Origin of the sequence: Planctellipticum variicoloris (genome assembly GCF_030622045.1) — a bacterium.
Classification (GTDB): Bacteria; Planctomycetota; Planctomycetia; order Planctomycetales; family Planctomycetaceae; genus Planctellipticum; species Planctellipticum variicoloris.
Window position 1 is genome coordinate 1,268,897 of sequence record NZ_CP130886.1, and the last position, 25,922, is coordinate 1,294,818.

Annotated in this window: 18 protein-coding genes; 12 read left to right on the forward strand and 6 right to left on the reverse strand. The window is 64.1% G+C overall.

Annotated features, from left to right (window positions below):
• Positions 1-3 precede the first annotated feature (3 nt).
• A complete protein-coding gene (locus SH412_RS05035) occupies positions 4-744 on the forward strand; it encodes a polyprenol monophosphomannose synthase (RefSeq protein ID WP_336522421.1) in 741 nt (246 codons plus the stop codon).
• 7 nt (positions 745-751) lie between these two features.
• On the opposite strand, the gene SH412_RS05040 is transcribed toward SH412_RS05035, so the two are convergent.
• Complete coding sequence (locus tag SH412_RS05040) at positions 752-1,756, reverse strand: EF-hand domain-containing protein (RefSeq protein ID WP_336522422.1); 1,005 nt, start codon at positions 1,754-1,756, stop codon at positions 752-754.
• 410 nt (positions 1,757-2,166) lie between these two features.
• Between SH412_RS05040 and SH412_RS05045 the strand changes: the two genes are divergently transcribed.
• The 8 genes from SH412_RS05045 (at position 2,167) to SH412_RS05080 (ending at position 12,931) form a co-directional block, all read left to right on the forward strand.
• Positions 2,167-5,538 (forward strand): secretin N-terminal domain-containing protein, encoded by a 3,372-nt coding sequence (locus tag SH412_RS05045; RefSeq protein WP_336522423.1) that lies wholly within the window; start codon positions 2,167-2,169, stop codon positions 5,536-5,538.
• Positions 5,539-5,700: 162 nt separating this feature from the next.
• Positions 5,701-7,386: a GspE/PulE family protein gene (locus tag SH412_RS05050; protein ID WP_336522424.1), complete on the forward strand. Its 1,686-nt coding sequence runs from the start codon at positions 5,701-5,703 to the stop codon at positions 7,384-7,386.
• A 47-nt stretch (positions 7,387-7,433) separates the two neighbouring features.
• The gene (locus SH412_RS05055; protein WP_336522425.1) at positions 7,434-8,642 is read left to right on the forward strand and encodes a type II secretion system F family protein; all 1,209 of its coding nucleotides are present in this window, start codon (positions 7,434-7,436) and stop codon (positions 8,640-8,642) included.
• 113 nt (positions 8,643-8,755) lie between these two features.
• Positions 8,756-9,214 carry a type II secretion system major pseudopilin GspG gene (gene gspG / locus SH412_RS05060; RefSeq protein WP_336522426.1) on the forward strand — a complete coding sequence of 153 codons (459 nt, stop codon included), beginning with the start codon at positions 8,756-8,758 and terminating at the stop codon, positions 9,212-9,214.
• Between the two features lie 19 nt (positions 9,215-9,233).
• Positions 9,234-9,842, forward strand: coding sequence for a pilus assembly FimT family protein (locus tag SH412_RS05065; protein WP_336522427.1), 609 nt, complete (start codon positions 9,234-9,236; stop codon positions 9,840-9,842).
• Between the two features lie 49 nt (positions 9,843-9,891).
• A complete protein-coding gene (locus SH412_RS05070) occupies positions 9,892-10,326 on the forward strand; it encodes a hypothetical protein (RefSeq protein WP_336522428.1) in 435 nt (144 codons plus the stop codon).
• A complete protein-coding gene (locus tag SH412_RS05075; protein WP_336522429.1) occupies positions 10,323-11,210 on the forward strand; it encodes a hypothetical protein in 888 nt (295 codons plus the stop codon). Before SH412_RS05070 ends, SH412_RS05075 begins: the two co-directional genes overlap by 4 nt.
• A 50-nt stretch (positions 11,211-11,260) precedes the next feature.
• Positions 11,261-12,931 (forward strand): hypothetical protein, encoded by a 1,671-nt coding sequence (locus tag SH412_RS05080; protein WP_336522430.1) that lies wholly within the window; start codon positions 11,261-11,263, stop codon positions 12,929-12,931.
• A 4-nt stretch (positions 12,932-12,935) separates the two neighbouring features.
• Here the strand turns inward: SH412_RS05080 and SH412_RS05085 are convergent, their stop codons facing one another.
• Positions 12,936-13,817: a right-handed parallel beta-helix repeat-containing protein gene (locus tag SH412_RS05085; RefSeq protein ID WP_336522431.1), complete on the reverse strand. Its 882-nt coding sequence runs from the start codon at positions 13,815-13,817 to the stop codon at positions 12,936-12,938.
• 128 nt (positions 13,818-13,945) lie between these two features.
• Entirely contained in the window at positions 13,946-15,103 is a 1,158-nt protein-coding gene (locus SH412_RS05090; protein WP_336522432.1) for a citrate synthase, read from the reverse strand.
• Positions 15,104-15,686: 583 nt separating this feature from the next.
• Between SH412_RS05090 and SH412_RS05095 the strand changes: the two genes are divergently transcribed.
• Positions 15,687-16,280, forward strand: a complete 594-nt coding sequence (locus tag SH412_RS05095) for a thioredoxin family protein (RefSeq protein WP_336522433.1) — start codon at positions 15,687-15,689, stop codon at positions 16,278-16,280.
• 12 nt (positions 16,281-16,292) lie between these two features.
• Here the strand turns inward: SH412_RS05095 and SH412_RS05100 are convergent, their stop codons facing one another.
• The gene (locus tag SH412_RS05100) at positions 16,293-18,092 is read right to left on the reverse strand and encodes a heavy metal translocating P-type ATPase (RefSeq protein WP_336522434.1); all 1,800 of its coding nucleotides are present in this window, start codon (positions 18,090-18,092) and stop codon (positions 16,293-16,295) included.
• Positions 18,093-18,743: 651 nt separating this feature from the next.
• Here SH412_RS05100 and SH412_RS05105 point away from each other — a divergent pair.
• The gene (locus tag SH412_RS05105; protein ID WP_336522435.1) at positions 18,744-20,261 is read left to right on the forward strand and encodes a sodium:proton antiporter; all 1,518 of its coding nucleotides are present in this window, start codon (positions 18,744-18,746) and stop codon (positions 20,259-20,261) included.
• A 124-nt stretch (positions 20,262-20,385) separates the two neighbouring features.
• Here the strand turns inward: SH412_RS05105 and SH412_RS05110 are convergent, their stop codons facing one another.
• Positions 20,386-22,104: an alpha-keto acid decarboxylase family protein gene (locus SH412_RS05110; protein WP_336522436.1), complete on the reverse strand. Its 1,719-nt coding sequence runs from the start codon at positions 22,102-22,104 to the stop codon at positions 20,386-20,388.
• Positions 22,105-22,508: 404 nt separating this feature from the next.
• On the opposite strand from SH412_RS05110, the gene tatC reads away from it, so the two are divergent.
• Entirely contained in the window at positions 22,509-23,573 is a 1,065-nt protein-coding gene (tatC, locus tag SH412_RS05115; protein ID WP_336522437.1) for a twin-arginine translocase subunit TatC, read from the forward strand.
• A 55-nt stretch (positions 23,574-23,628) separates the two neighbouring features.
• Here tatC and recQ read toward each other — a convergent pair whose 3' ends face one another.
• Positions 23,629-25,824: a DNA helicase RecQ gene (recQ, locus tag SH412_RS05120; RefSeq protein ID WP_336522438.1), complete on the reverse strand. Its 2,196-nt coding sequence runs from the start codon at positions 25,822-25,824 to the stop codon at positions 23,629-23,631.
• Positions 25,825-25,922: the final 98 nt, after the last annotated feature.

Sequence of the window (25,922 nt, forward strand, 5' to 3'; positions counted from 1 at the left end):
GGAATGTCGACCGAGTCTGTTCGCTGTGTGATTACGCTCTGCACCTACAACGAACGCGAGAACATTTCCCGGCTGATCCCCGAGATTCGAGCGGCGTTGCCGCAGGCGGATCTGCTGGTGGTTGACGACAATTCGCCTGACGGCACTTCCGACGTCGTCCGGCAGCTCGGCGAAACCGACCCGCAGGTGCACCTCCTGTGGCGGGGTGGCAAAGAGGGTCTGGGGGCGGCGACGCTGGCCGGATTTCAGGCCGCCATGGAGCGGAGCTACGACTTCGTGCTGAACATGGACGCCGACTTCAGCCATCATCCGCGGTATCTGCCGGCCCTGTATGCAGCCATGAACGAGGCTGATGTCGCGATCGGCTCCCGCTATATCCCCGGCGGCGGAATCACCGGCTGGCCCTTTCTGCGGCATTTCATGAGCCGCGGGATCAACATCTACTCGCGCTGGCTGCTGGGCCTGAAGAGCCGGGACTGCAGCGGGGCCTTCCGCTGCTACCGGATCAGTAAGCTGCGCGAGATCGACTTCAGCAAGTTCCGTTCGCGCGGCTATGCGTTCCAGGAAGAAATGCTCTACCGCTGTGCGCGGGTCGGCTGCCGGCTCGTTGAGGTGCCGATCGTTTTCGAGGACCGCATTGCGGGCCAGTCGAAGATCAACCGGATGGAAGCCATCCGCGCGCTGCGGGATATCTTCCTGCTGACGCTCGATCGCGTCCGCGGCGCATCGGTGCGCGCCGGATGACCGTTTGCTAAGGCTGGTACTTCTTCGCTTCCACGAAACTCGCGACGAACTGCGACTCCCGAATCGGGAAGGCGACCTTGATGCCCGCCTGCTCGATCAGGGGGCGGACTTTCAGGCTCCGTCCCCATTCGTCGGTATCCAGCCCGCCGCTCCCGTCGTTGTCCATGCGGCCGAACGTCTCCCGGGCATCCTCGCGAAGGGCCGCATCTTCTTCCGCGGGAGGCGACAGCAGGCCCACGCCGATGCTGAGCGCGGCGGCCGAAATCCGCTGGGAAGGTTTTGCCACCAGCGCGAACGTCAGCTCGGGCGGCGTCAGGAATCCGTCGTCGTTCAGATCGAATTTCCGGAACTCGGCCAGATTGCCCCGGTCCCATTCGTACATGCCGATCTGTCGGTCGCCATTCTTGTCGAGCGTCCGGTACTTCTCCGGGAGATCCCGGATGAACGGCAGCGGCTTGGGAGTCTGGGGGGGGCTGGCGCTACTGCTGGATCGGCTGCGGTCCCCGCGATCGCTTCGGCCGGAGTCTCCCTCCTGCTGACGTTGCTCCATGGCCTTCTGCATCGCCCCGGAAAAAGCGTCCCGGGAGATCGGGCTGTCGGCGCTCAGCCCGGACTGCTGCAGGCGGTCCCGCAACGGCGGCGGCAGACGCTCGAATTCCTCCGAGTCGATATTGCCGTCCTGATTGCGGTCCATGAACCCGAAAAACCGGCCGGGATCGGGCGCTCCGCCCCCGAATCCGCCCGGAGGGCCACCGCCAAAACCGCCCGGCGGACCGCCTCCAAAGCCGCCTGGAGGTCCGCCCCCAAAGCTGCCTGGGCCGCCACTTCCAAACCCGCGAAATGATCCGCCGTCCCGTCCGCGGTCATCGCCCCGGCTGCCACGATCGCGTCCGAAGCCACCTCGGTCACCGCGATCCTCGCCGCCACGACCGAAATCCGGGGGCTGCGCCGCCGAGGCCTGACAGACGGCGACCGCCAGAAAGAACTTGAACAGGTGCGACGGCGCTGACATAGGAACCTCCACAGATCCAACACCTGCCGCCAGCAGGAGTTTCGGCGAAAAACTCGCCTGACTGGATCTGAGTTCCAGCGGCTGTCGGGCGGGAATCCTTGAGACGATTGCGCCCCGCCATCGCAACAGTCACAGGGCGCAGGAGGAACGTGTCCGGAAAAGTCTGATCTCCCTCTCGCCGTGGAATCGTCGTAACCCTTTGTTTGGCCGTTATTTCCTGTCCGGGGGGAAACCCTGTTTCGGCAACCATTTCCGCCCGAATCAATTTGTAGGGGATTCTCCCGAAACCGGTCCGGGCACGACCGGGTTTAATGGGGAGGGACCGCGGAACCCCGCAGTGCGATGGTCTCCGGTCGCCGAAGTCTTTTGTTCATTGCGCGATTCTTCTTCCGTCATTTGTGCAGGTCGAAATGTTGACATCGGAATCTCGACTTGGCGTCCGCCTCCTCCAGTTCAGCGCTGTTCTGGCATCGCTGGCGGTGGCGGGCGAACCGGTTCTGGCTCAGCCGGAATCGCCTGGAGCGGATCGTCGACCCAGCTTCGGGGTTCCGGGAGGGACGCCATTTCCAACCTTCGACTCTCCGCTGATGAGCCTCGGGCGATTTGGCCGCGACGAAGAGTTCGTCAGGCAGCTCCAGTTGACCGAAGAACAGCAGGAACAGATCGACGAAATTCGCCGTGGCATGCGGGACCTGTTCCGAATTCAAGATCCCGCCGAACAGGCCGCCAAAGTCGAGGAAATGAATCAGGCCGCTCTCGAAGTCCTGACTCCCGAACAGACGCAGGTCTGGGACAGGCAGAAGGCAAAGATTGTTCAAATGCGCAGCGCGGGGCAGGCTCCCGCCGCTCCCGGACAGAGTGCGGCTCCGGGAGCAGCGCCTGCAACCCCCAAAGCACCTGTTCGAAAGCCGCCGATTGTCGAGGCTCCTGCCGGAGCCGTACCTTCGGCCAGCTTCGGCGGTGATCCGGCCCCCGGAACGGGATCGGCCGCGACCCTGACGTTCAACTTCCGCTACGCGCCGTGGACTGAAGTTCTGAAGATGTTTGCCGAGGTCTCCGGGCTGACGCTGGACCTCAACGACGTCCCCCCCGGGACGTTCAACTACTACGACGAACGGACTTACACGCCGACGGAGGCGCTGGACATCCTGAACGGCTACCTGCTGCCGCGCGGGTATGTGCTGATTCGTCGCGATCGCTTCCTGGCCTGCGTCAACACGGAAAACAAGATCCCGCCCAACATGGTCCCGACCGTTTCCGTCGAGGAACTGGAACAGCGCGGCCGGAACGAGATGGTCACGCTGGTCCTGCCGCTCGAAGGTCTGGAAGCCGACAAGATTCAGAGTGAAGTCAAGGAATTGCTGGGGCCGCAGGGAACGGTCGCAGCCCTCAAAAACACCAATTCGCTGGTGATCACCGACATCGCCAGCCACGTCCGGCGGGTGCATGCCCTCCTGTCGGGCGGAGCGGGAGCCGGCAATCGGGAGACCGATTTCAAGGCGATTCCGTTGAAGTACATGTCCGCAACCGAAGCGGAGCGAAGTGTCAGGCGGCTGTTCGGGCTGCTGCCGACCGCGGCTGCGACGACGGCAACCTCGTCGCGATCCTCTTCTTCCCGGAGCGATTTCTTCTCTCGCGATCGAGGGGATCGCGGCGGGTTCGATCCGCGCGAAGCCTTCCGCGGTCCGACGCCGGCCCCCGCGCCGACGACCACGCAATCGCAATTTGCGAACAAGCTGCAGATTTCCGCCGACATCCGGACCAACAGCCTGCTGGTGACCGCGTCTTCGCAACTTGTGAAGGTCGTCGAGGAAGTGGTCAAGTCGATCGACGTGGACATCGTCGATGAACACGGCAACCGAGTCCCTCAGGACAGTCAGTCCGTGTTGTTCAAGAGCTATACGATCAACGGCGGCGACGTGGCGCAGGTCGCGCTGACTCTCAGCGGAATGTATCCCGGATTGATCGTCGGCCAGGACGACAAGTACGGCAAAATTCACGTCAATGCCACCGCCTCGGAACACGCCGAGATTGAAAAGCTGATCGCCCAGCTCGGCGGCGAATCGGAAGGGTCCGTCGCCGTCATCCCGCTGTCACGGATGGAGCCGGTCCAGGCCTCCAACACATTGCGGAGCCTGTTCAGCGGCGACGGTTCGCGGGCTCCTTCGATTGAGCCGGACGTCTTCGGTCGTCGCCTGATGGTCCGCGGAACTCCCGAGCAGGTGCAGCAGGTCAAGTCGATCCTGACTCAGATGGGGGAGGATGGCGGAACCGGGACCGGCCCGCGCAGCGGCGGCGGACCGGTCCGCAGAGTTCCCATTGACGGTCGCGATCCCGAAGAGTTCCTGCCGCTGATCCAGCAGGCCTGGGGGACGTCGGGGCGGAATCCAATTCGCGTGGTGGTTCCGTCTGTGCCAAATCCGATCCGTGACCGACGGATTCCCAGCGAGGTCTCGGTTCCCCCCGCCGACCGCGAGCCGCTGAACTCATCCGAGCGGCAGCCGCGTCGCGAGAAAGTTGGCGGACAACCCTCCGTGTCCGCGCCACGGCGGCTTCAGGTTCTGCCCGCCAGCCAGAAACTGTCGGCCGATCAGCCTGAACCCGAAGCCCGGAAACCGGAAACGGAGAAAACCGACGCCTCCCCCGTCGAGGAACCGGCCCCGGACAAGTCCGGGGCCAAGTCGCCGATCGGAATCACGGTGATGGGGAACGACCTGATCATCACTTCCGCCGACGAGAAGGCGCTGGATCGGCTGGAAGAAATGATCAGCCAGTTGTCGGCGGCGTTGCCCAACCGGACGCGGTGGACCGTGTTCTACCTGCGGTCCGCCGATGCCACTGAAGCCGCCCAGTTGCTGGAGCGGCTCTTTCCACAGAGCTCGGTCGCCGCGTCGACGAGTTCGAGCGAGGGATTCATGGGCTCGTTCACCGGCGGCCTGTCGAGCTTCGGCCGCGGCATGATGAACGCAACGGGACTCGACAGCACGCTGGCCGGCGGTCAGCCGCTGAAAATCATTACCGACATCCGGTCGAATGCGCTGTTCGTAACCGGGCCGAGCGATCAGGTCGGGGAGATCGAGCAGGTTCTGCAGTTGATCGACGCCAGTGAGCTGCCCGAAAGCCTGCGAACCCGCGTGCCCCGTTCCATTCCCGTCGAATACTCCAGCGTGACGGAAGTCGCGAAGATCGTCCGCGAAGTCTATAAGGATGCGCTGGAGCCGGAGCAGCCGGCCCAGAATCAGCGAGGGGCAAATCCATTCGCCATGATGATGGGAGGCGCTCCGCAGGGAAAACAGCGGGGGATTGAACTGACGGTCGGGGTGGACGAACAGACGAATCACCTGATCGTCTCCTGCAACGACTCCATGTTCCGCCAGATCGAGAATCTCGTACAGACGATCGATGAGCGCGAACGCGACGCCCGACGGACGATCCGCGTGGTGCCCCTCGAAAAAGCCGATCCCATGCTCCTCTCGCGGACGCTCGGGTCGGTCATCCCGAAGGTCACCGTCAGCGGCGGCGGCAGTCGGCCGAGCCGCGACCGGAGCGACGCCAGTTCGACATCCGGGCAGCCAAACTCGTCCGGGAGCGGAACTTCGACTCCGCAGGCGACGCCAGGGGGCTTCCCTGGAGGTTTTCCTGGCGGCGGATTTCCCGGCGGCGGCTTTTCGGGAGGCGGTCGGGGAGGAGATTCCGGGGGAGGTCGCGGCGGGGATTCCAGCGGACGAAGCGGATTCGGTGGATTTGGCGGGAGTCGGGGTGGGAGTCGCGGTTCCCGCTGAGTGGGCCGGCGAGGCGAACGTGAGAATTTTCGCCGATTGGCGAAAGCCGTTGGACGTCGGTTCCCCTCGCGTCGTATTCTTTGTGGAAGCCTGTCACCTGCCTGCCAGCGAGTCCGGGCGGCAGTTTCACCAGTTGAATTCTCAGCAGGGCATGCATTTCGGATGGATATTGGCACAGTCCTGATTCGCCGGGGGGTGGTGACGCCCGAACAGCTCAAGTCGGCGCAGCCTGACGTGAGCGGCCGACGGCTGGATCGCGCCCTGGTCGATCTGGGAGTCATCACCGAAGAAGCGGCGCTGCGGGCGCTCGCCGACGAACTGGGAATGCGGTTCGTCGAGATTAAAAAGGAAGCCATCGACCGGGAGCTGCTGATGCAGTTTCCGACCAGCGCGGTCTTCCGACATTCGCTGCTGCCGCTGCAGCGGCAGAATGGCAGCGTGGTCGTCGCCACCAGCGATCCGTTCAATCTGGAATCGCTCGAAGAGCTGAGTTCGATCAGCGGTTTTCATCTCGAACCGGTGCTGGCCTGCAAGGTCGACGTCGTCGAGATGATCAAGGATTATCTCGGCGTCGGCGGCGATACGCTCGGCGAACTGGTCGCGCAGCGGACGGCGGACGGCGTCGAAATCCTGGGGGACAATTCCGAGGATTCCGGCGACCTGGCGGAGATGGCCGAGGCGGCCTCGGTCATCAAGCTGGTCAACGAGCTGCTCGTGGAAGCCCTCGACCAGGGGGCGAGCGACGTACACATCGAGCCGCAGGAGTATGGTCTGACCGTCCGCTACCGCGTCGACGGTCTGCTGCGCGTCCAGCCGGTGCCGCAGTCGATCTCCCAGTTTTTTGCCGCGATCGTGACGCGTCTCAAGATCATGTCGCGTCTGAACATTGCGGAAAAGCGGATGCCGCAGGACGGCCGGATCAAGCTCAAGATTTCGGGACGCGAGATCGACGTCCGCGTCTCAATCATTCCGATGGTCCACGGCGAAGGGGTCTGCCTGCGTCTGCTCGACAAGGGGCGGATGCAGTTCAACCTGGCCAACGTCGGGATGCCCCCGGCGATGGCGAAAACATTTCACGAAATGATTGCGATGCCGCACGGCATCGTGCTGGTCACCGGACCGACCGGCAGCGGTAAAACGTCGACGCTCTACAGCGCGCTCAACGAAATTAAAGATCCGTCGATCAAGATCATCACCGTCGAAGACCCCGTCGAATACCAGAACCCCGGCATCAGCCAGATTCAGGTCCATTCGAAGGTCGGGTTGACCTTTGCCGCGGGGCTGCGGAGCATTCTGCGTCACGACCCCGACGTCGTGCTGATCGGCGAAATCCGCGACGCGGAAACCGCCGAGAGCGCCATTCAGGCCTCCCTCACGGGCCACCTCGTCTTCAGCACCCTGCATACGAACGACGCCCCCGGCGCATTTACGCGACTGATCGATATGGGGGTCGAACCGTTCCTGGTGGCCAGTTCCGTCGAAGGGGTGCTGGCGCAGCGGCTGGTCCGTCGCCTCTGCAAGCACTGCAAAAAAAAGGTGGTGATGCCGCGCGACGCCCTGCCCGACGACTATCCGTGCACGGAGCCGGAGGTGATGCTCTACGAGCCGGTCGGCTGTCGCGAGTGCCGGGACATTGGCTTCTCCGGACGAATGGCGATCTTCGAATTGCTGCACAAGGACGCCGAGATCGGCCGGCTGTGCGTGGCGCATGCCAGCACCCTGGAAATCCGGCAGTACGCCCTGAGTCGGGGGATGGTGACTTTGCGGCAATCGGGTTATCAGCGGGTCCAGGAAGGGTTGACCAGCCTGGACGAAGTGCTGCGCATCACCAAGGGCGACATCGGCTGAGCTTCCCGCGTCTTTTCTGAACCGTACCCGCAGACAGTCGGCTGAACATGCCCGAGTTCCGCTACACCGCGAAGGAGTTTTCCGGCCAGCAGGTCAGCGGGACGCTGACTGCGGGGACGGAGCGCGAGGCGCTCGGGCAACTCGCCGCTCGAAATCTGTTCCCGCTGCAGATCGCTCTGGCCGACGCGGCGCGCCGGCATCAGGAAGGACGCCGACGGCGCGTCCCCGCCAGTCTGCTGGCGACCTTCTATTCGCAGCTCTCCGACCTGCTCCGTTCGGGCGTGCCGCTGCTGCGGTCGCTGGAGCTGCTGGATCGCCAGACGCGACATCAGACGTTCAAACTGATTCTGCAGGAAATCCGCGCCGACGTGGCGGACGGCACCCGGCTGGCAGAGTCGCTGCGCCGTCATCCGGCGGTCTTTTCCGATCTGACGATCAGCATGGTGCGAGCCGGTGAAGAAGGCAGCTTCCTGGAGGATACACTCCACCGGATCGCCACCTTCACCGAGCACCAGGAGGAGCTGAAAGGGCGAGTCGTCGGCGCGATGGTCTACCCCGCATTCCTGATGGTCGTCGGCTCGCTGATCGTCGTGGCGATGCTGATCTACTTCGTTCCCAAGTTCGAACCAATGTTCGAACGGATGGAAGAGCAGGGGAGCCTTCCCTGGGCCACCACGGCGCTCATGGCCATCAGCCGCGGCATGCAGTCCTACGGCTGGGTGGCGCTGCTGGCGATCCCCGGAATCATCATCGGCCTCCAGAAGATGCTGGAGTCCGATGCCGGCCGGCGCAGACTCGACGAATTGAAGATCCGGCTCTGGGGCATCGGGCAGGTCGTCCGCAGCCTGGCGATCGCCCGGTTCTGCCGGGTTCTCGGAACGCTGCTCAAGAACGGCGTGCCGCTGCTGAACTCCCTCCGGATCGCCAAAGACGCCACCGGCAATCGCGTCCTCAGCGAAGCCATCGGCGAGGCCGCGGAGCACGTGTCGTCCGGCAAGTCCCTCGCCGTCCCGCTGGCGGACTGCAAGCAATTCCCGCCGGACGTGCTGGAAATGATCGCCGTGGGGGAAGAGGCCAACAACCTGGAAGAGGTGCTGGTGCAGGTCGCCGACAAGATGGAGCGGCATACCAACCGGCAGCTCGATCTGGTGGTGCGCTTGTTGGAACCGGCGATGCTGGTGATCATGGCGGGGATCATTTTGTTCGTGGTGGTGGCGCTGATGCTGCCAATTTTCCAAAGTTCGTCGCTCGCGTAGGCCAGCCGACGGGAGTCGGGTGTTCAATCAATGAAGGGAAACGGCTCCGGGCCGGGTGGTCTGTGAGGTCCAGTTCCCATTTTCGACCACAGTTTTCTGCAAGGAGCGCCGCCGTGATTCGTCCGATGTCCACTCGCCCCCGTCTGCGCCGCCGCGGTTTCACGCTGACGGAAGTCCTGCTGGTGCTGGCCATTCTGGGCGTGATCGCCGCAATGGTCGTCCCGCAGCTCCTCGGCCGCCAGAAGGACGCGCTGGTGCGGGCGACCAAAACCAGCATCAAAGGGATGGAAGACGCCTGTAAGCAGTATGCCGTCGACAACAGCGCGGAGTTCCCCACGGGAAGCAACGACGACGTCATCAACCTGCTGATGAATCCGGGGCAGAACGCCGACGGCCGGTCGATCAGCCCGTACCTGGAACAGGTCCCGAAGGACGCGTGGGGGCAGCACCTGTACTACGAATATCCCAATACCAAGGCCCAGAACTCTTCCAGGCCGGCCATCTGGTCGGCGGGGCCCAACAAGCAGAATGAAGACGGCTCCGGCGACGACATCAACAACTGGACGACCTGATCGGCAGGGGGGGCTTGCGATGACCGCCCGACGGAAGGCTCGCTCCGCATTCACGCTGGTCGAGATGCTGCTGGTACTGGCCGTACTGGTGGCGTTTACGACGATTGCGTGGCCGTCGTTTCAGCGGCTGTACGCCACCCAGTTTCTGCTGGAAGGGGCCGAGCAAGTCCGCCTGCAGTTCGCCGCCACGCGGACGCGGGCGATCGAAAGCGGCATTGTCTACCAGTTCCGCTGGGAACCGGACGGCCGAAGGTATCTGTCGCTTCCCTACGAAGCGGAGCTCGATCTGCCGGCCGAGGGTGAGGGCGAGATCCAGGATGACCTCTCGGGAAACGTCGCGCGCCGCTACGTGGGCGAGCTTCCCGAAAAGCTGACGTTTGTGGGAGGGAAAGACGCCGGCGGACAGTCCCTCCCCGCGGACCTGTTCGCGTCGTTCCCCGACGCCGACAAACTCGCCGCAGTCGCCTGGTCGGAGCCGGTGCTGTTTCAGCCGGACGGTACGGCGGTGGACGGAGAACTGATCGTCGGCGATCCGACGGGGCGGAACGTCGCGCTGGTGCTCCGCGGCGCAACGGGGGCGGTCACGGTCAGTCCCATTCAGCAGGAGCTACGCACCAATGGGAAGTAGCGGACCAGCTTCCGGGAGACGGACGGCGCCGTCCAGCCTGCGGCAGGGTATGACCCTGCTGGAAGTCGTCCTGGCGCTCGCCATTTTCTTCGGCGCCATGGCGGCCCTCGCGCAGTTGACCTGGAACGGGACACGCGCCGCCCTGCAGGCCCGTTTCAAAGCGCAAGCCGTAATCCGCTGCGAAACGAAGCTGGCCGAACTGGTCAGCGGCGTCGAACCCCTGCAGTCGCAAGCGAACATTCCCTTCCCGGACGATTCCGCCTGGACCTGGAGCGCCATGATTTCTCCGGGGAGCTTTCCGGAACTGGTGCTTATCGACGTTCGCGTCCAGCGCTCGGCCTCCAACAGCCTGGGCAACACGGAATTCGCCATCAGCCGGTGGATGCGGGACCCCGCGGTGCTGACGGAGGCCGCGACTCTGGCGGCCGAGGCGGCCGCGGACGGGATGGGCGGTGGCGCTCCGGGGGAGTCCCCGCCGCAATGATGCCTACAGCCCCAAAACAAGTTCCGTCGCTTCGCCGCGGAATGTCGCTGCTGGAAGTCGTGCTGGCGTCGGGACTGTGCGTCCTGCTGATTCTCGCCGTTTACTCGGCGATGGACCAAGCCTATCGGCTCAGCAGCACGGGGAAAGATGACCTGCAGCGAATGCAACTGGCGCGGGCCATCCTCCGCCGGATGGAGCTCGATGTCCGCTCCGTGACCTACGCTCCCACGGTTGAAGCCGCAGATGCGGACAGCGCCTTGTTTGAAGTGGACCCCGAACCCGACCCGGAAGATCCCGATCCCGAAGAACCAGTCCCCGAAGTGACGGTCCTCTCTCCGATCGACCAGTTACTTGCGGGAAGCGTCGGGCTGATCGGCACCGCAACCCGGTTGGAACTGCACGTCTCGCGTCCGCGGCGGGAGCTCTCCTTCGGCCCTCTGGTCGATGACGCCAGCGTCACCACGCGGGTCAGCGACCTCCGCAGCGTCATCTATGACTTTCAGGGGAGCGGAAGCTCCACGCTGGTCGACGCCGACGGCCAACCCCTGATCGGACTGATCCGCACCGAAGGGGACCGGATGGCCGTGCTGGACGTCGAAGCGGCGGGAGGGGCCGGCGAAATCATGACGTTGCCGCAGGCGCTCGCTCCCGAAGCCAACTCGGTCCTGTTCCGGTATTTCGACGGGACGACCTGGTACGAGGAGTGGGACACGCCGACGCTCGGCATGCTGCCGCGCGCCATCGAAGTCTCCATCCAGTTCGAACCGACTTCTGCGGCAATGCTCGGCGGCACGGCCGCAGCGGTGGCCGCCGGCACCACTCAGTTTCGTTTCGTGATCGCCCTGCCGACCGCCGACCCGACGGGAGGAGAAAGCCAGCTATGAGAACTCCATCACGAAACCGTTCCTGGCCGAGTTCCGGGCGACGCGGAAGCGTGCTGATCGTCGTCTTCGTGGTGATCCTGTTCTTGACGCTGGCGGCCTACACGTACACGCAGACCATGCTGACGGAGCTGGAAGCTTCGTCGATCCAGGGGCTCGACGCCCAGACGCGGGCCGCGGCCGATTCCGGCGTCGAGTACGCCGCGACGCTGCTGGCGAATCGATCGGAACCCGGACTGGAGAACCTGCTCCACAACCCTCAACTCTTCCACGGGGTGACCGTGATCGACTCGGAACGCGCCCGCGCCCGGGTGCGGTTCAGCCTGATCGCCCCCCTCGAACAGGACGCCGCGGGCCTGCGGGTCCGCTACGGCATGATGGACGAATCGGGCAAGCTGAACCTCAATATTCTGGGGCAGTTGAAGCTCACCGACGACCAGGCCCGTGCGTTGTTGATGGGCGTTCCCGGTATGACGGAAGACATTGCCGACGCGATCCGGGACTGGATCGACGCGGACAGCGAAGTGCTGCTGCACGGCGCCGAGACCGACGACACTTACGCCACCATGTCGCCGCCGTACTCTGCCAAGAACGGCCCGCTGGAGTCGATCGACGAATTGTTGATGGTCCGCGGGGTGACGCCGCAGTTGCTGTATGGCGAGGATGCGAACCGCAACGGCCTGCTCGATCCGAACGAGAACGACGCCGACGCCTCGCCTCCCTATGACAATGCCGACGGGCTCCTCGATCCGGGCTGGGTGGCGTTTTTTACGGTTCACAGCCGGGAGTCGAATCTGCAGGCGGACGGCGCGCCCCGGATCGACCTGAGCACCGGAATCCTGACGGACCTGTACGACGAGCTGGAAGAAGCCTTCGACGAAGACGTCGCCAAGTTCGTCGTCGCCTACCGGATCTTCGGCCCGAAACCGGATGAAACGCAGCCGGATGGAGGTGACGGCGGTGGCACAAAACCAACAGGAGGACAGCCGAAAGATCCAGCACCAAAGCCGAAAGATCCAGCACCAAAGCCGAAAGATCCAGCACCACAGCCGAAAAATCCAGCACCACAGCCGAAAGACGTTGCACAAATCCTGACGGGAATTGGTGCCGACGGCCAGGTGACCCGTGGGGGAATGGACCTGTCCAAGGGGGGCGCGAACAAGGTCCTGACGATCTACGATCTGATCGACGCCGAAGTCGAAGCCACCATCGACGGCGTCAAGACGACGCTGCCGAGTCCGTGGAAATCCGACGGTGGAGACTTCTCCACCATCCTGCTGGAACTGTTCGACAAATTTGGCATTTCCGCCGATCCCTACATCGAAGGGCGGATCAACATCAACCAGGCTCGCCGGGAAGTCCTGATCGGCATACCCGGCATGCCCGAAGAGCTGGCCGACGCCATTGTCGGATCGCAGCAGATCTCGGCCGAGGGCGTACCGCTGACCGATTCGATTCAACGACGGGCGACGACCGGCTGGCTGGTGGAGGACAAATTGACCGATCTGGCGACTCTGCGCGCCATCGACCCGTACATCACCGCCCGCGGCGACGTCTACCGCGTCCAGGTTCTGGGCTATTCCGACGGAGGCGGACCCGTGGCACGCCTTGAAGCCGTGATCGACGCCACTCAGATCCCGCCGCGGGTCGTCTTCCAGCGCGAACTCGACGGACTCGGCCGCGGCTACGGCAAGGCGTTCCTGACCCCGCTCGCCGGGAACTGAGCCGTCAGTCCAGATCCTGGGACTTCCTCACGACCGGCTCGACATCCAGCTCCGAGTCGTTGATGTAGAGGCGGGCGGGGGAAATCGAGAAGGCGGAATAGCGCCCGTTCTCCGAGATCCGACTGCCGCTGACGTCGACCTGCGAGGTCCCCGTCACCGCGATTCCCGCCCGACCATTCTGGCGAAGTTCCAGATTCTCCAGCAGGATTCCGTCGCAGAGATCGTGGGCATGGAATCCGTCGATGCGGAAGTGCTGAACCGTCAGGTTCTGAATCCACACGTGGGACGTGCGATACAGGCTGATGCCGGTTTCCGCTCCTGCATGGGCAAACGTCTGCTTCGCGGGCGGCTCTGCCGAATCGGACCGGTAGTAAAAACCGCCGCGCCGCGACATCCAGCGGCCTGCGGGCAAGCTGTCGATGCCATCGGCCGAGGACTGCGGCAGAAACTCCGGAACCAGGACGCCCTCCCGCAGCAGCACGTAGTACCCCTTCCGCGTGAAGGAGAGCTGCCAGAGTCGGGTGTCCTGACCGACCGGCTCCCAGCCCGCCGAAGGGAGCGCCCGCAGCCCGCTGAGGATGGCGCCGTTTCCGCGGATGATGAACGGATTTTCCGCCGACCCGCTGTGGCGAATCCCCGTCAGCGGCAAGGCTTCGTAGTAGGGCTGCGCGTTCTTCGTCAGCTCGATCGTTTCCCCGTGCTGGGCCAGTTCCAGCACCCGGCGAATGGTCCGGACCGGCCCCGATTGCGGCGACATCGATCGGGGAAATCGCCCGTCGGCGGCGTCCGACCCGCTGCGGTTGTCAACGAACAGCACCCCCGCGCCGGCCACATGCTGACACGCGAGGACGGCGATCAGGAACAGACGAAAATCACGGAATTTCATGCGGAGATTCTCGAGGAGCCGGACGAAGTCGGATTCCCGGATTGTGCGAGCCGCCAGGGGGCAAAGTCCAACAAAAAACCCCGGCCGGCGCCGGGGTTTCGGAGACTGGGCATCGAGTCGCAGCCGCACTACCGCTGTGCCAGCGGCACATAGGTCCGTTCGGCGGCGCCGACGTAGTTCGACGAAGGGCGGATAATCTTGTTGTCGGCAAGTTGTTCGAGGACGTGGGCGCACCAGCCGATGATGCGGCTGGCCCCGAACACGCACGTGAACAGGTCGCCCGGAATGCCCATATAGTGCTGCAGGCCGGCCGAGTAGAAGTCGACGTTACATTGCCGGCCGATGGCGCTGACCACTTCCTGTTCCATCGCCGCCGAAATGTCGTACCAGCGCGTGTCGCCGGTTTCGACGCCGAGCCGGCGGGAGAGCTCCTTCAGATGGACGGCCCGCGGATCCTGGACCTTATAGACCGCGTGCCCGAAGCCCATGAACTTGCCCTTGCGGGCCCGGACCCCTTCGACCCACGGCTTCACGTTCTCGACGCTGCCGACCTCCATCAGCGTCTTGAGGACTTCCGTGTTGGCGCCGCCGTGCAGCGGACCCTTCAATGCGCCGATCGCCCCCGTGATCGCCGAATGGAGATCGGAGAGCGTCGCTGCGATCACGCGGGCGGCGAACGTGCTGGCGTTCAGGCCGTGCTCGGCGTGCAGGATCAGGATCAGATCCATCGCCTTTTCGGCGTCCTTGGAGGGGGCGACGCCGTTGAGCATGTACATGAAGTTCGCCGAGTGACCGAGATCCTGCCGCGGCTCGACCGGCTCAAGTCCGTCCCGTAGCCGGCGGATGGCGGCGACAATTGTGCACATTTCGGCGGTCAGCCGGATCGACTTTTCAAAATTGGCCTGCGGCGTATCCGTCTCCGCAAGGTCGTCGTAGACCCCGGACATCGACACGGCGCAGCGCAGCGCAGTCATGGGAGGCGTTGAACGGGGCAACGTCTTCAGAAACGCCATCAGCTCGGGCTCCAGCGCCCGATGTTTCGTCAGGTGCTTGCTGAATTCCTGGAGCTGCGGAGCGGTCGGCAGTTCACCCTTGAACAGCAGATAAGCCACTTCCTCGAACGTGCTGTTCTGGGCCAGCTCGTGGATGTTGTATCCGCGATAGATCAGCTTGCCGAGATCGCCGTCGACATCGCAAATTGTCGTATCGGCGGCCACGATCCCCTTGAGGCCTCGCGCGGCCACTTTATCGGGGGACTCTTTCTCCATTGCAGCTTCGGCAGCCATGTCACGCTCTCAGGGAGGGGCCTCGTTCGAAGCTGCCCGTCGGCAACCTGATCTGTCGGCCACGGTTGGAGGGAGGGTTAGGTGGTTCCTCCGGAGTATAGCCTGCAACGGAGAAGATCTTCAATCAATCGGCAAACCTTGAAATGAGGCCCCGACTGACAGTTTCTACAGGGATGCGAAGCCCGAAGCGAATACGGAATATCGAGTCGCGAATAGCCAGAGGAAGAAGGCCGATCGCGGATCGCCAGAGGGGCAGATTTCTTCGTGTTTCTGCGAAGCCCGAAGCCCAAAGCCCAATGAGATGGAAGGATTCGGAACGCTGCGGCGAATGACATCGACAGCGCAAGATAACCGGGCGTCTGACGATTTTCACTTTGGGGTGGCGTGCGGTGGTTATGCCGGTTAGTTTGCTTCCGCCGTCCGGAGGTCGGATGCCGTCGGAGCCGACGCGGCGATCTGTGGGTACCGGGCGATTTGCGTGAGATAGCCAGGCGGGCCAGCCAGGGCGGATTTCCGTGAGCAATGCTGGGGCATGCGCAAGCGGAGGACGGTCGAGGTGCGCTGCCGGGCAGGAGGCTCGTGAATGGTTTGCAGCAATGGACGTCGCTGCGGGCGGGGAATCGCCGCAGCATTCGCCCTGTGGATCGCGGTGGGCGTGACAAACGCCCTGGCCGCGGAGATGACGGAAAAGGATGCCGAAATCCGCTGGGAAACCAGCTACAAGGCCGCAGTGACCGAGGCTCAGAAGACTGGCAAGTCGGTCTACGTCCACGTCTCCGCCACCTGGTGTGGCGCGTGCCAGTCGATGAAAGCCCAGGCCTTCACTGCGCCCGAAGTCCGCAAATTGCTCGCGGCCGGCTTCGTTCCATGCCTGCTCGACGCCGATGCTCAACCGGCACTCGTCGCGAAGTTCCAGGTGGAAGCCTATCCGACCGGGATCGTCGTCTCCCCGGAACTGATCATCCGCAAACGGATTACCGGCGTGAAATCGGCCGGAGATCTGCAGGCCATCCTGGCCGGCCTCCCTCCGGCTAAGCCGGCGCCGATGGCGGTTGCGAGCGCCGAGCCGCCGGCGTCGGCGCTGATTCCGGAGAATTGGGCGCCAACGCGCTTTGCCGCACTGACCCTCGTCGCCCGGCTCAAGCAGCGGGCATCGGCCGGTCTCCTGCACAACTGATCGACGATCCCCTCAACCCGGCTGGAGCAGCGGCTCCGGCCGGGGATGAGCCAGCAGCCGCAAACCGTTAAGAATCACCAGGACCGTGCTCCCTTCGTGGCCCAGCACGGCGAGCGGCAGCGGCAGTTCAAAAAACAGCCCGACCAGCAGCAGCGTCCCCATCACGCCGAACGCGATGGCGAGATTCTGTCGGATGATCCGCTGGGTCCGCCGCGCCAGCGTCACCGCATACGGCAGCCGCCGCAGGTCATCGGCCATGATCACGACGTCCGCCGTTTCCAGCGCGACGTCGGTCCCGGCTCCTCCCAGCGAAAAACCGACATTCGCCAGCGCCAGCGCGGGAGCGTCGTTCATTCCATCGCCGATCATGCCGACCGGGCCGTGCCGCTCACGAAGCCGTTCGATGTGCTTGAGCTTGTCCTCCGGCAGCAGTTCGGCCTGATAGTCCAACCCGAGATGTCCCGCGAAGTCGCGGGCAACGTCGATGCTGTCACCCGTCAGCATCAGCAGCGGCGCGATGCCCAGCCCTTTCAGTTCACCGATCGCACTGACCGCCGTGGGACGCAGCGTGTCGGCGACAGCCAGCAGCCCCAGGAAACGCTGATCCTCGACGACGGCGATGACGGTCTGACCGGCGGTGCGGAATTCCCGCAATCGTGGCGCCAGTTCGGAGGGGAGCGCCGGGCCGTTCTGTTCGAACCACAGGGCTTTGCCGATCTGAACCCGATGTCCGTCGACGGTCCCGGTGACGCCAAAGCCGGGGACCGACGTGATCTCGTCTGCGGGCTTCGCAGCATAGCCTCGCGTCTCCGCCGCCTGAGTGATGGCCCGCGCCAGCGGGTGTTCCGAACGCTGTTCGATGGCAACGGCCGCCCTGAGCAACTGCTCTTCGGAGACGCCGGCGGCGGTTGCGATGCCGACCAGTTCCGGCCGGCCGCGGGTGAGCGTCCCCGTCTTGTCAAACGCCATCGTCTTGAGCAGGGCGGTGTCCTCCAGATGGACGCCCCCCTTGAACAGAACGCCGCCGCTCGCAGCGCTGGTGATCGCCGTCAGAATCGCCGCGGGGATCGACAGCACGACGGCGCAGGGCGAGGCCACCACCAGCACCGCCATCGACCGGTAGAACGCGTCGTAGGGCGCGAAACCCAGCGCCAGCCAGAGGAGCAGAAAATAGGCAAGCGATCCACCCAGGACAAGCCAGGTGTAGCGGGGGCCGAACCACTCGGTGAAACGCTGGCTGGCGGCCCGTTCGGTCTGAGCCTGCTCGACAAGCTTCACCATCCGCGCCAGCGTAGTCTCGCCCGCAATACGGGTGACACGGACGTGAATCAACCCCTGCTGATTCAGCGTCCCGCCAAACACGACATCCCCGGGTGATTTGTCGACCGGGATCGATTCGCCGGTCATCGGCGACTGATCGACGCTCGTCATGCCCTCGTCGATGACGCCGTCGACGGGTATCCGTTCCGAAGGGCGGACGACCACGAGATCGCCGACAACGAGCTGTTCGACCGGTACCCGCTGTTCCTGGCCGTCGCGCAACAGCGTCGCTTCGTCCGGCGTTAGCTCCATCAGGCCCGCAATCGCGCGACGGGTCCGCCCCAGAATGAAGTCTTCGAGCGCGTGTGAAAGCGAGAACAGGAACAGAAGCACGGCCCCTTCCGGCCAGTCTCCGAGCGCGGCGGCCCCCGCGGCGGCCGCCAGCATCAGCAGATCAATGTTGACCTCGCCGTGCTTGAGGTCGGTAAGCGTGTGATGCAGCGTCTCCCGTCCCCCGGCGATGAACGCCAGGATGTAGACGGCGACAGCCACCCGGTTCGACGAAGCGATGAGCGACTCAGAGCCCCCCAGCCACGCTGGCAGGTATTCAAGCCCGAGACCGGCGAGCAGCCCGATCAGGCAGAGGATCGGCTCTAGAAAGACGGAGGCGTGGTGTCCCGGAACCGCTGTCGGCGCGTGGGATCCGTGACCGCAGGCGGAGGTCGCGCATGTGGAAATAGCGGGGCTCCATCAACAGGAGAACAAGCGTCGATTGCAGCAAACTGCCGGGGATTTTCGCCCGAAGTGATAGTAGCGTGCCGGTCCGCCTGAACGACCGCAAGGATCGAGGGCGGAACTCTGAATGGGCGTGAAGCGTATTGACGAACTTTAAACTGGGAGAACTCTGCAGGACAGGCGATCGGAACGACGGTCCAAACCCGTTGAATCGTCGAACTTTTTCAGAAGTTCCGCCGCCGCAGCCGGGAGCCGCGGCGGGACTTTGCTATGATTTGCCCCGATCCGGTCACGTGCGGACGAGACCGAAGACAGGGGTCCTGCCGGTCTCCCCGTGGCCAGAGCGCTCGAAGCGATCCGTCGTCCCGGAGATCGCTCGCGGTGCACTGAGATCGCGGACGATAGATCGCGGGCGCACTCTGTCCGAAGAGGCGGTCGATGGCGGCCATGGCTCAAGGGAATTCTGGCGTGTATCAGGTTGTACGATCTGCTCTGGGCCTGTGGGCAGTGACGATTCTGCTGGTGGGAGCGGTCCCCGCCACTGGTCGGGCGCAGAGCCCCGAAGTCGTCGAACCGTCTGCCGCAGCCGTCGCGGCGGAGCATGACGACCACGCGAAACAGCCCCACGACGACCACGGCGCGACCGACGACAGTCACGGCGACCACGGCCCGAAGCTCGGCAGCCTCCTCCCGCCGTTCGCCGTGATTCCCTTCTCGATCCTGCTCCTCTGCATCGCCGTCTTTCCGCTGGCCAACCCCCACTGGTGGGAGCACAACAGCAATAAGGGCATCATCGCCGGCGTCCTGGGCGTTCCGGTCGCGGCCTATCTGGCCTCGTTCGGCGGCTCCGGCATCCACGCGATGGAGCACGCCGCCAAAGAATATGTCTCGTTTCTGCTGCTGCTGGGGTCGCTGTTTGCGATCAGCGGCGGCATCTACGTCCGCGGCGCCTTCCGCGGGACTCCCGTCGTCAACGCCATCTTCCTCGCCCTGGGGGGCGCCATCGCCAGCCTGATCGGGACGACCGGGGCCTCGATGGTGCTCATCCGGCCGCTGCTGCGGGCGAATCGGGGGCGCAGCCGCGTCGCGCACGTCGTCGTGTTCTTTATCTTCATCGTGTCGAACTGCGGCGGCCTGCTGACGCCGCTGGGCGATCCCCCGCTGTTTCTGGGCTTCCTGAAAGGGGTGCCGTTCGAGTGGACCCTGCGGCTGTTTCCCCAGTGGCTGCTGGTCAACGGCATCCTGCTCGGGGCGTTCTTCATCTGGGATACGATCGCCTCGAAAACCGACCCCCACCCCGGTCATGGACCGGAAGCCGCCCAGATCACGTTCGGCCTCGAAGGTTTCCACAACTTCGCCTTCCTGGCGGCGATCGTGGCGATCATCTACTGCTCCGGGCAAGGAATCGGCAACGGCGGCGAACCCTGGCCCTGGGGGGTTTCCGAAGCGCTGATGGCGCTGACCGGGGCGGCAAGCTTCCTGGCGACCTCCGGCGCCTTGCGCGAAAAGAACAACTTCTCGTTCGGCCCGATCATCGAAGTCGCCGTGCTGTTTGCCGGCATCTTTGTCACCATGATTCCCGCGCTGGCGCTGCTGAACGTCCACGGCAAGGAGCTGGGCGTGACGACGCCGATGCAGTACTTCTGGGCCTCGGGAACGCTGTCGAGCTTCCTGGACAACGCCCCGACGTATCTGGCGTTCGCCGCGACCGCCTGCGGCACGGCCGGCGTCCCCGACGAAGGGGCGTATATGAAGGTCTACCTGGCTCAAGAGGGAATGAAAGGCGCCGCAATCCTGGCCGCAATCTCTTGCGGAGCGGTCTTTATGGGGGCGAATACCTACATCGGCAACGGACCGAATTTCATGGTCAAAGCCATCGCGGAAGAGAACAACATCCGCATGCCCGGCTTCTTCGGCTACATGGCCTACTCCGTCGGCATCCTGATCCCCATCTTCATCGTCGTGACGTTCGTGTTCTTCCTGTAGGCGGGCTTCGGGAATCGGGCTTCGGGCTTCGCAGAACCCGGCACGTCCGACCCTCTGGCGATCAGCGATCCACGATAAGCGACAAGCCATCTTCCTCTGGCTACTCGCTATTCCCTATTCGCTGCTAGATCCGCTTCGACAGCCGCTCGCCCAGTCGCCGCAGGGCCGGGCTGACGTCCATCGGATCCAGGTGGACGTTGAGCAGGCTGAAGGCGTCCTGGTTGGCCAGCGCCGCCTTCAGCGACTGATCGAGATCTCCCTCCGTCTGGACCTCGAACCCCCACCCGGCGCCGAGCAGATCGGGCATCCGGTGGTATTCCCAGTTCAGAATGTCGTTGAACGGTCCGTCCTGAATGAACCGCTCCGTCGTGTAGCCTTTGTTGTTGAGGACGATCACGATCGGGTTGAATCCCTGCCGGACCGCGGTCGACAGCTCAAGACATGTCATCTGGAACGCGCCGTCGCCGACGAGGACGATCGGTCGGAGATCCGGCCGGCCGACCTGGGCGCCGATCGACGCGGGAATCGCAAAGCCCATCGACGTGTAATACGCCGGGCTGATGAACTCCGTCTGTTTGTGCGTGGTCAACTCCGCCGCCCCGAACAGGCAGTCGCCGACGTCGGCGACGACGACCATGTTGTCGTCGAGCATCTCGTTAATCCGTGCGAACAGCCGGGCCGTCGTTACCGGAGCGTCGGCCCGGACGACGAACTTCCCCTCAGCCTTCGGACGGGGTGGGAGAGCCCGCACGGGAGGCGACAGTTTCTGCTTCAGCAGCCCCTTCACGAAGTCGGCGACGAGCACGTCGTGGAAATGATGATGCGAGATCCGCAGCGACTCGCTGGTGACGGAGATGGACTTCAGCGGATTCAACTGTGCGGTGAAGATCCCCATGTCGATGTCGGTCAGCAGCGCCCCCAGCATGATCAGGCAGTCACTGTCTTCGACGTATTTGCGGACCGATTCGCGGCACATCGCCCCCTCGTAGATTCCGACGAACAGCGGGTGCTTCTCGCTGACGACCGACTTGCTCAGCAGGGTCGCGCACATCGGCAGGCTGTGTTTCTCGGCCAGCTTGACCACGTCCGCCGCCAACCCGAAGCGATGCATTTCGACCCCGGCGACGATCACGGGGCGTTCGCAGGCGTTGATCATTTCCGCCGCCTCGGCGAGCGCTTCCCGGAGGGCGTCCTTGTCGCTCTCCTGCGGGACCGTCGTCGGGACGTGCTCGTACGGACATTTCGCAAACACGCGGTCGCGCGGAAGCTCCAGGTAGACCGGTCGCTTGAAGCGGACGGCTGCCTCCAGGCAGCGGTCGATTTCGCGGAAGGCGGTCAGCGGGTCGTCGAGCAGGGCGTTGGCAACGGTGATCTTCTCGAAGACTTCCCGCTGCGTATTGAAATCGCGGACGCGGTGGTGCAGCAGCGGATTCGACCGCCGCTCCTCAACGCCCGGCGCGCCGCTGATCACGACGACCGGCGACTTCTCCGCATACGCTCCCGCGATGCTGTTGCAGAGGCTCAGGCCCCCCACGCAATAGGTCACGCAAACGGCGCTCAGCCCGTGCACCCGCGCGTAAGCGTCGGCGGCATAGCCGGCGTTGTCTTCGCGGGTCGTCCCGATGACCTCGATCGGGCTGTCCTGCAGCATCCCGTAGAAGGTCAGGACGAAATCTCCGGGAATCCCGAAGACGTGCCCGATCCCGTAATCCTGCATCCGCTGAATCAGGTAACTGCCGATCGTCGGCGAAGCAACGGGAGGCGGAGCGGCGACTTTCGCGGCCGCTTTCCGGCGGGGGCGCGTCTCCGGAGTCGTTGCGGCGGTTCCGTTTCGGCGCGTCATCGAAGGCCTCCTGCTGCAAGCGGCGTCGCATTCGTAACTCACGGTGTCTGCTCAGGAATTCTCGGCAGGGCCTGGAATTGCGTCAATGTGGATTCCGACGGTCATGGATCGTTTCCAGCCTGAGAACGCGGATTGACAGGCGCTCGAACGCGCTTAGAATGCATCGCACGCAGATCCCTCCTGCTCCGCGACCTGCGGGGCCTGTCTGTGGAGACCGCAAGATTTCCCGAACCCTCATCGGCTGCGGGACTTGTGGCCTGATCTCACTCTGTCGAGCCGGCCGGCTTGCCTCTTCGGAGGCCGGGGATCACCATGTGTGACCCGACGGTTTCCGCCGTCGGCTTCGACTCCTGCCTGCTCCGCCTGCCGCCCAGCCTCTGGACGGCGAACCGGGATCACCTGCCATGCCTCCCTCGAAAGACCTCTTCGACGACAGCGTGATGACGTTCGGCGAGCACCTCGAAGCGCTCCGGACCCATCTGATCCGCGCAATTCTCGGGCTGTTCGTCGCGATGGCCGGCACTCTGTATTACGGCGAGTCGCTCGTGATCTTCATCCGCATGCCGATCGATACCGCGCTGCGGAAGGCCAACATCCGCGCCAAACAGACCGAAGATATGCCCCAGCTTTCGTTCTGGGACATGATGAAGCAGCAGTTCGCCCCGGCGGGGATGAACGAAACGCAGCAGAAGGAATTCGACGCCCTCAACGATCCCAAGCTGCAGAAGATGATCACGATCGAAATCCCGGCCGACGCGCTCGCCAGTCAGCTTCACGATCTGGCCCCCGAGCAGTACCCCGCCGCACCCGCCGAGCTGAAAGATAAAACACTGAAGCTGGAGGCATCGTCGACTTCCTTCGCCGACCTGCGGGACGCCGTCAAACGGATCGACAGTCCGATTACGCTGAACGTGCAGGAAGCCTTCATGACCTACCTGAAGGTGGCCCTGGTGGGAGGGCTGGTCATCGCCAGTCCCTGGATCTTCTACCAGCTCTGGCTGTTCGTGGCGGCGGGGCTCTACCCGCACGAGCAGAAATACGTCTACACGTACCTGCCGATGAGCATCGTCCTGTTCCTGGGAGGCGTGACCTTCTGCTACTACGCCGTGCTCCCGACCGTCCTCGGCTTCCTGCTCGATTTCAACGTCCGCATGGGACTGCTGGCGCAGATCCGTATTTCCGAATGGATCAGCTTCGCGATCATGATGCCGCTGATGTTCGGCATCAGCTTTCAATTGCCGCTGATCATGCTGTTCCTGCAGAAGATTTCGATCTTCGGCGTGAAGGACTACCGCGAGAAGCGCAAGATCGCGATCCTGGCGATCACCGTCCTGTCGATGATCCTGACTCCCACGCCCGATCCCATGAGCATGCTCATGATGATGCTCCCCCTGCTGGCGCTCTACGAACTCGGCATCCGCCTCTGCATCCTGACCGAGCAGAAAGACCCGCTGGAACAGCCTGCGTAGGGCCGGTTCCACCGGTCGTTTGCGGTCTCGCCCTGCAATCGCTTGGAACGAGTTCTTACTCGCCCATAGTGTTGCCGGAGGTCGCAGACTTCAGCGCATTGCGCAGGCAGGCGACCGCCACGTGGAGCTGATCGTACGAGACGGCTCCGCCGAGATGGTCGAAGATCGGCTTCAAACGGAAATCTCCCAGTTCCCGGGCCGCGCCGTCGACCTGGGTGAAAATCTCCGGGGAAACCCACGGCTCAGGATCGCAGCGACCGTCCCGTTCCAGGAAGTCGACCAGGTACTGGCGGGTCGTCGATTCCGCCCGGCCCAGCGTGGCCGCCGCCTCGGCGATCGAACGGCCCGCTCGAAACAGCTCGTCAGCGGCGAGCTGAGACGAGCTGGGCGGTTTGACGTCGCCGGGGCTCTCCGGCCCACGAACCGCGGGAGCCGCAGGTGCGGAGTCCTCGCCGTCGGCGATGGCCTTCAGGAAGATCTCGCCGTATTCGTTGCATTTCTTCTCGCCGACGCCATAGGTTTCGAGGAATTCCTCGAGTGAACGGGGCTTCCGCCGGGCCAGATCCTGCAGCGTCACATCGCCGAACACGACAAACGGCGGCACGCCGCGGGCCTCGGCCAGTTCGCGGCGGAGTGTCCGCAGACGCTCGAACAGGGCCACGTCGAAGTCGGCGACGGCAGCCCGGCGGGAACCGCTGGCTTTCGCCGGCGCCGCCTGGCTGCGTTTTGACAACCGGGGAGTCGTTTCCCCCTTCAGAAGCTGCCGGCCGGCTGGCGTGACGCACAGGACCCGGAATTCGCCGGTCGGTTCCAGAAACCCCTGGCCGGCGAGCTGGTCGATCCACTGGCGGACCTCCGCCTTGCGGCAGTTTCCCAGCAGATTGTACGTGCTGAGCTGGTCGTGCCCGTTGGCCAGAATCCGCTGGTCCTTGGACCCGGTCAGAACCTGAGCCACATAGTCGGCTCCGAAGCCTTCTTTCACGCGGATCACGCACGAGAGTATCTTCTGGCCGACGATCAGGGCGTCGTCGAGCAGGGCCGTCGGATCGGTGCAGATGTCGCAGGCCCCGCAGTTTTGGCCCTCATACGTCTGACCGAAATACTCGACCAGTGTGCGATGCCGGCACGTGGCGCCGGTGCAGAAGCGTTCGATTTCCCGGAGATTGACGAGGGCCTGCTCGGCCGCCTGGCCGGTCAACTGATCCTGCATCTTGCGCCAGGTGACGAAGTCCCGCGTCCCGAAGAACAGGCAGCAGTCGGAGGGCAGGCCGTCGCGACCGGCTCGGCCCGACTCCTGCTGATAGCTCTCGACCGACTTGGGAGCCGCGGTGTGGATCACGTAGCGGACGTTGGTCTTGTCGATCCCCATCCCGAAGGCCACGGTGGCCACGACGATGTCCGCCTTGTCATTGAGGAACGCATCCTGATGGCGGTGACGGTCGACGTCCGACAACCCGGCATGGTAGGGGACGGCCCGGTAGCCGGCCCGCTTGAGGCGCTCGGCCAGTTCGTCGACTTCCCGGCGGGAGATGCTGTAGATCACCCCCGACTCGCCGCGGTAACGCTCGACGACATCGGTCACCTGCTTCCAGAGATCGCCGCGGGGAACGACACGGTAGTTGAGATTCGGGCGATCGAAGAGCCCGACGATGACATCGGGATCGCGGAGGTTGAGCTGACTCGCGATATCCCGTCGAACGGCTTCCGTCGCGGTGGCCGTGTATGCGTGCAATGCGACGCCCGGAAAACGGTCGCGCAACTGGCCCAGCAGGCGGTATTCCGGGCGGAAGTCGTGACCCCAGTTGCTGATGCAGTGGGCTTCGTCGATCGCAATGAACGAGACCGGACATTCCGCCAGAAAGTCGAGCATCCGCTCGGTGCAGAGCCGCTCGGGAGCGACGTAGAGCAGTTTGAGCCGATTGGCCCGGATGTCGTCGGCGATCTCGCGGCGTTCGGCGGGCGGGAGTGCGCTGTGGACGGCTGCGGCGGGAATGCCGCATTCCCGGAGACTGTCGACCTGATCCTTCATCAGGGCGATCAGCGGCGAGACGACAATCGCCAGCCCTTCCTGGCAGACCGCGGGGAGCTGATAGCAGAGCGATTTCCCGCCCCCCGTCGGCAGGACGACGAGCGAATCGCGACCGTTCAGACCTGCGGCGACCGCTTCCCGCTGAAAGGGCCGCAGTTCGTCGTAACCCCAGTACTGCCGGAGCACGTCGAGGGCGGAATCGAGGGCATCAGCCGTCGGCATAAGATCGTCCGAGTACGAACTCCAGGGGGCAATTCAGAAACAAAAGCAGGCAGGGGCCAGTCAGTGTACCCCCGCCTGCATCTATGTAACAACCAGTC

Bases quoted from the DNA above. Each gene is read 5' to 3' on its own strand.
- SH412_RS05035 (WP_336522421.1), top strand. From the start codon at position 4: ATGTCGACCGAGTCTGTTCGCTGTGTGATTACGCTCTGCACCTACAAC.
- SH412_RS05040 (WP_336522422.1), bottom strand. From the start codon at position 1,756: ATGTCAGCGCCGTCGCACCTGTTCAAGTTCTTTCTGGCGGTCGCCGTC.
- SH412_RS05045 (WP_336522423.1), top strand. From the start codon at position 2,167: ATGTTGACATCGGAATCTCGACTTGGCGTCCGCCTCCTCCAGTTCAGC.
- SH412_RS05050 (WP_336522424.1), top strand. From the start codon at position 5,701: ATGGATATTGGCACAGTCCTGATTCGCCGGGGGGTGGTGACGCCCGAA.
- SH412_RS05055 (WP_336522425.1), top strand. From the start codon at position 7,434: ATGCCCGAGTTCCGCTACACCGCGAAGGAGTTTTCCGGCCAGCAGGTC.
- SH412_RS05065 (WP_336522427.1), top strand. From the start codon at position 9,234: ATGACCGCCCGACGGAAGGCTCGCTCCGCATTCACGCTGGTCGAGATG.
- SH412_RS05070 (WP_336522428.1), top strand. From the start codon at position 9,892: ATGACCCTGCTGGAAGTCGTCCTGGCGCTCGCCATTTTCTTCGGCGCC.
- SH412_RS05075 (WP_336522429.1), top strand. From the start codon at position 10,323: ATGATGCCTACAGCCCCAAAACAAGTTCCGTCGCTTCGCCGCGGAATG.
- SH412_RS05085 (WP_336522431.1), bottom strand. From the start codon at position 13,817: ATGAAATTCCGTGATTTTCGTCTGTTCCTGATCGCCGTCCTCGCGTGT.
- SH412_RS05090 (WP_336522432.1), bottom strand. From the start codon at position 15,103: ATGGCTGCCGAAGCTGCAATGGAGAAAGAGTCCCCCGATAAAGTGGCC.
- SH412_RS05095 (WP_336522433.1), top strand. From the start codon at position 15,687: ATGGTTTGCAGCAATGGACGTCGCTGCGGGCGGGGAATCGCCGCAGCA.
- SH412_RS05110 (WP_336522436.1), bottom strand. From the start codon at position 22,104: ATGACGCGCCGAAACGGAACCGCCGCAACGACTCCGGAGACGCGCCCC.
- tatC (WP_336522437.1), top strand. From the start codon at position 22,509: ATGCCTCCCTCGAAAGACCTCTTCGACGACAGCGTGATGACGTTCGGC.
- recQ (WP_336522438.1), bottom strand. From the start codon at position 25,824: ATGCCGACGGCTGATGCCCTCGATTCCGCCCTCGACGTGCTCCGGCAG.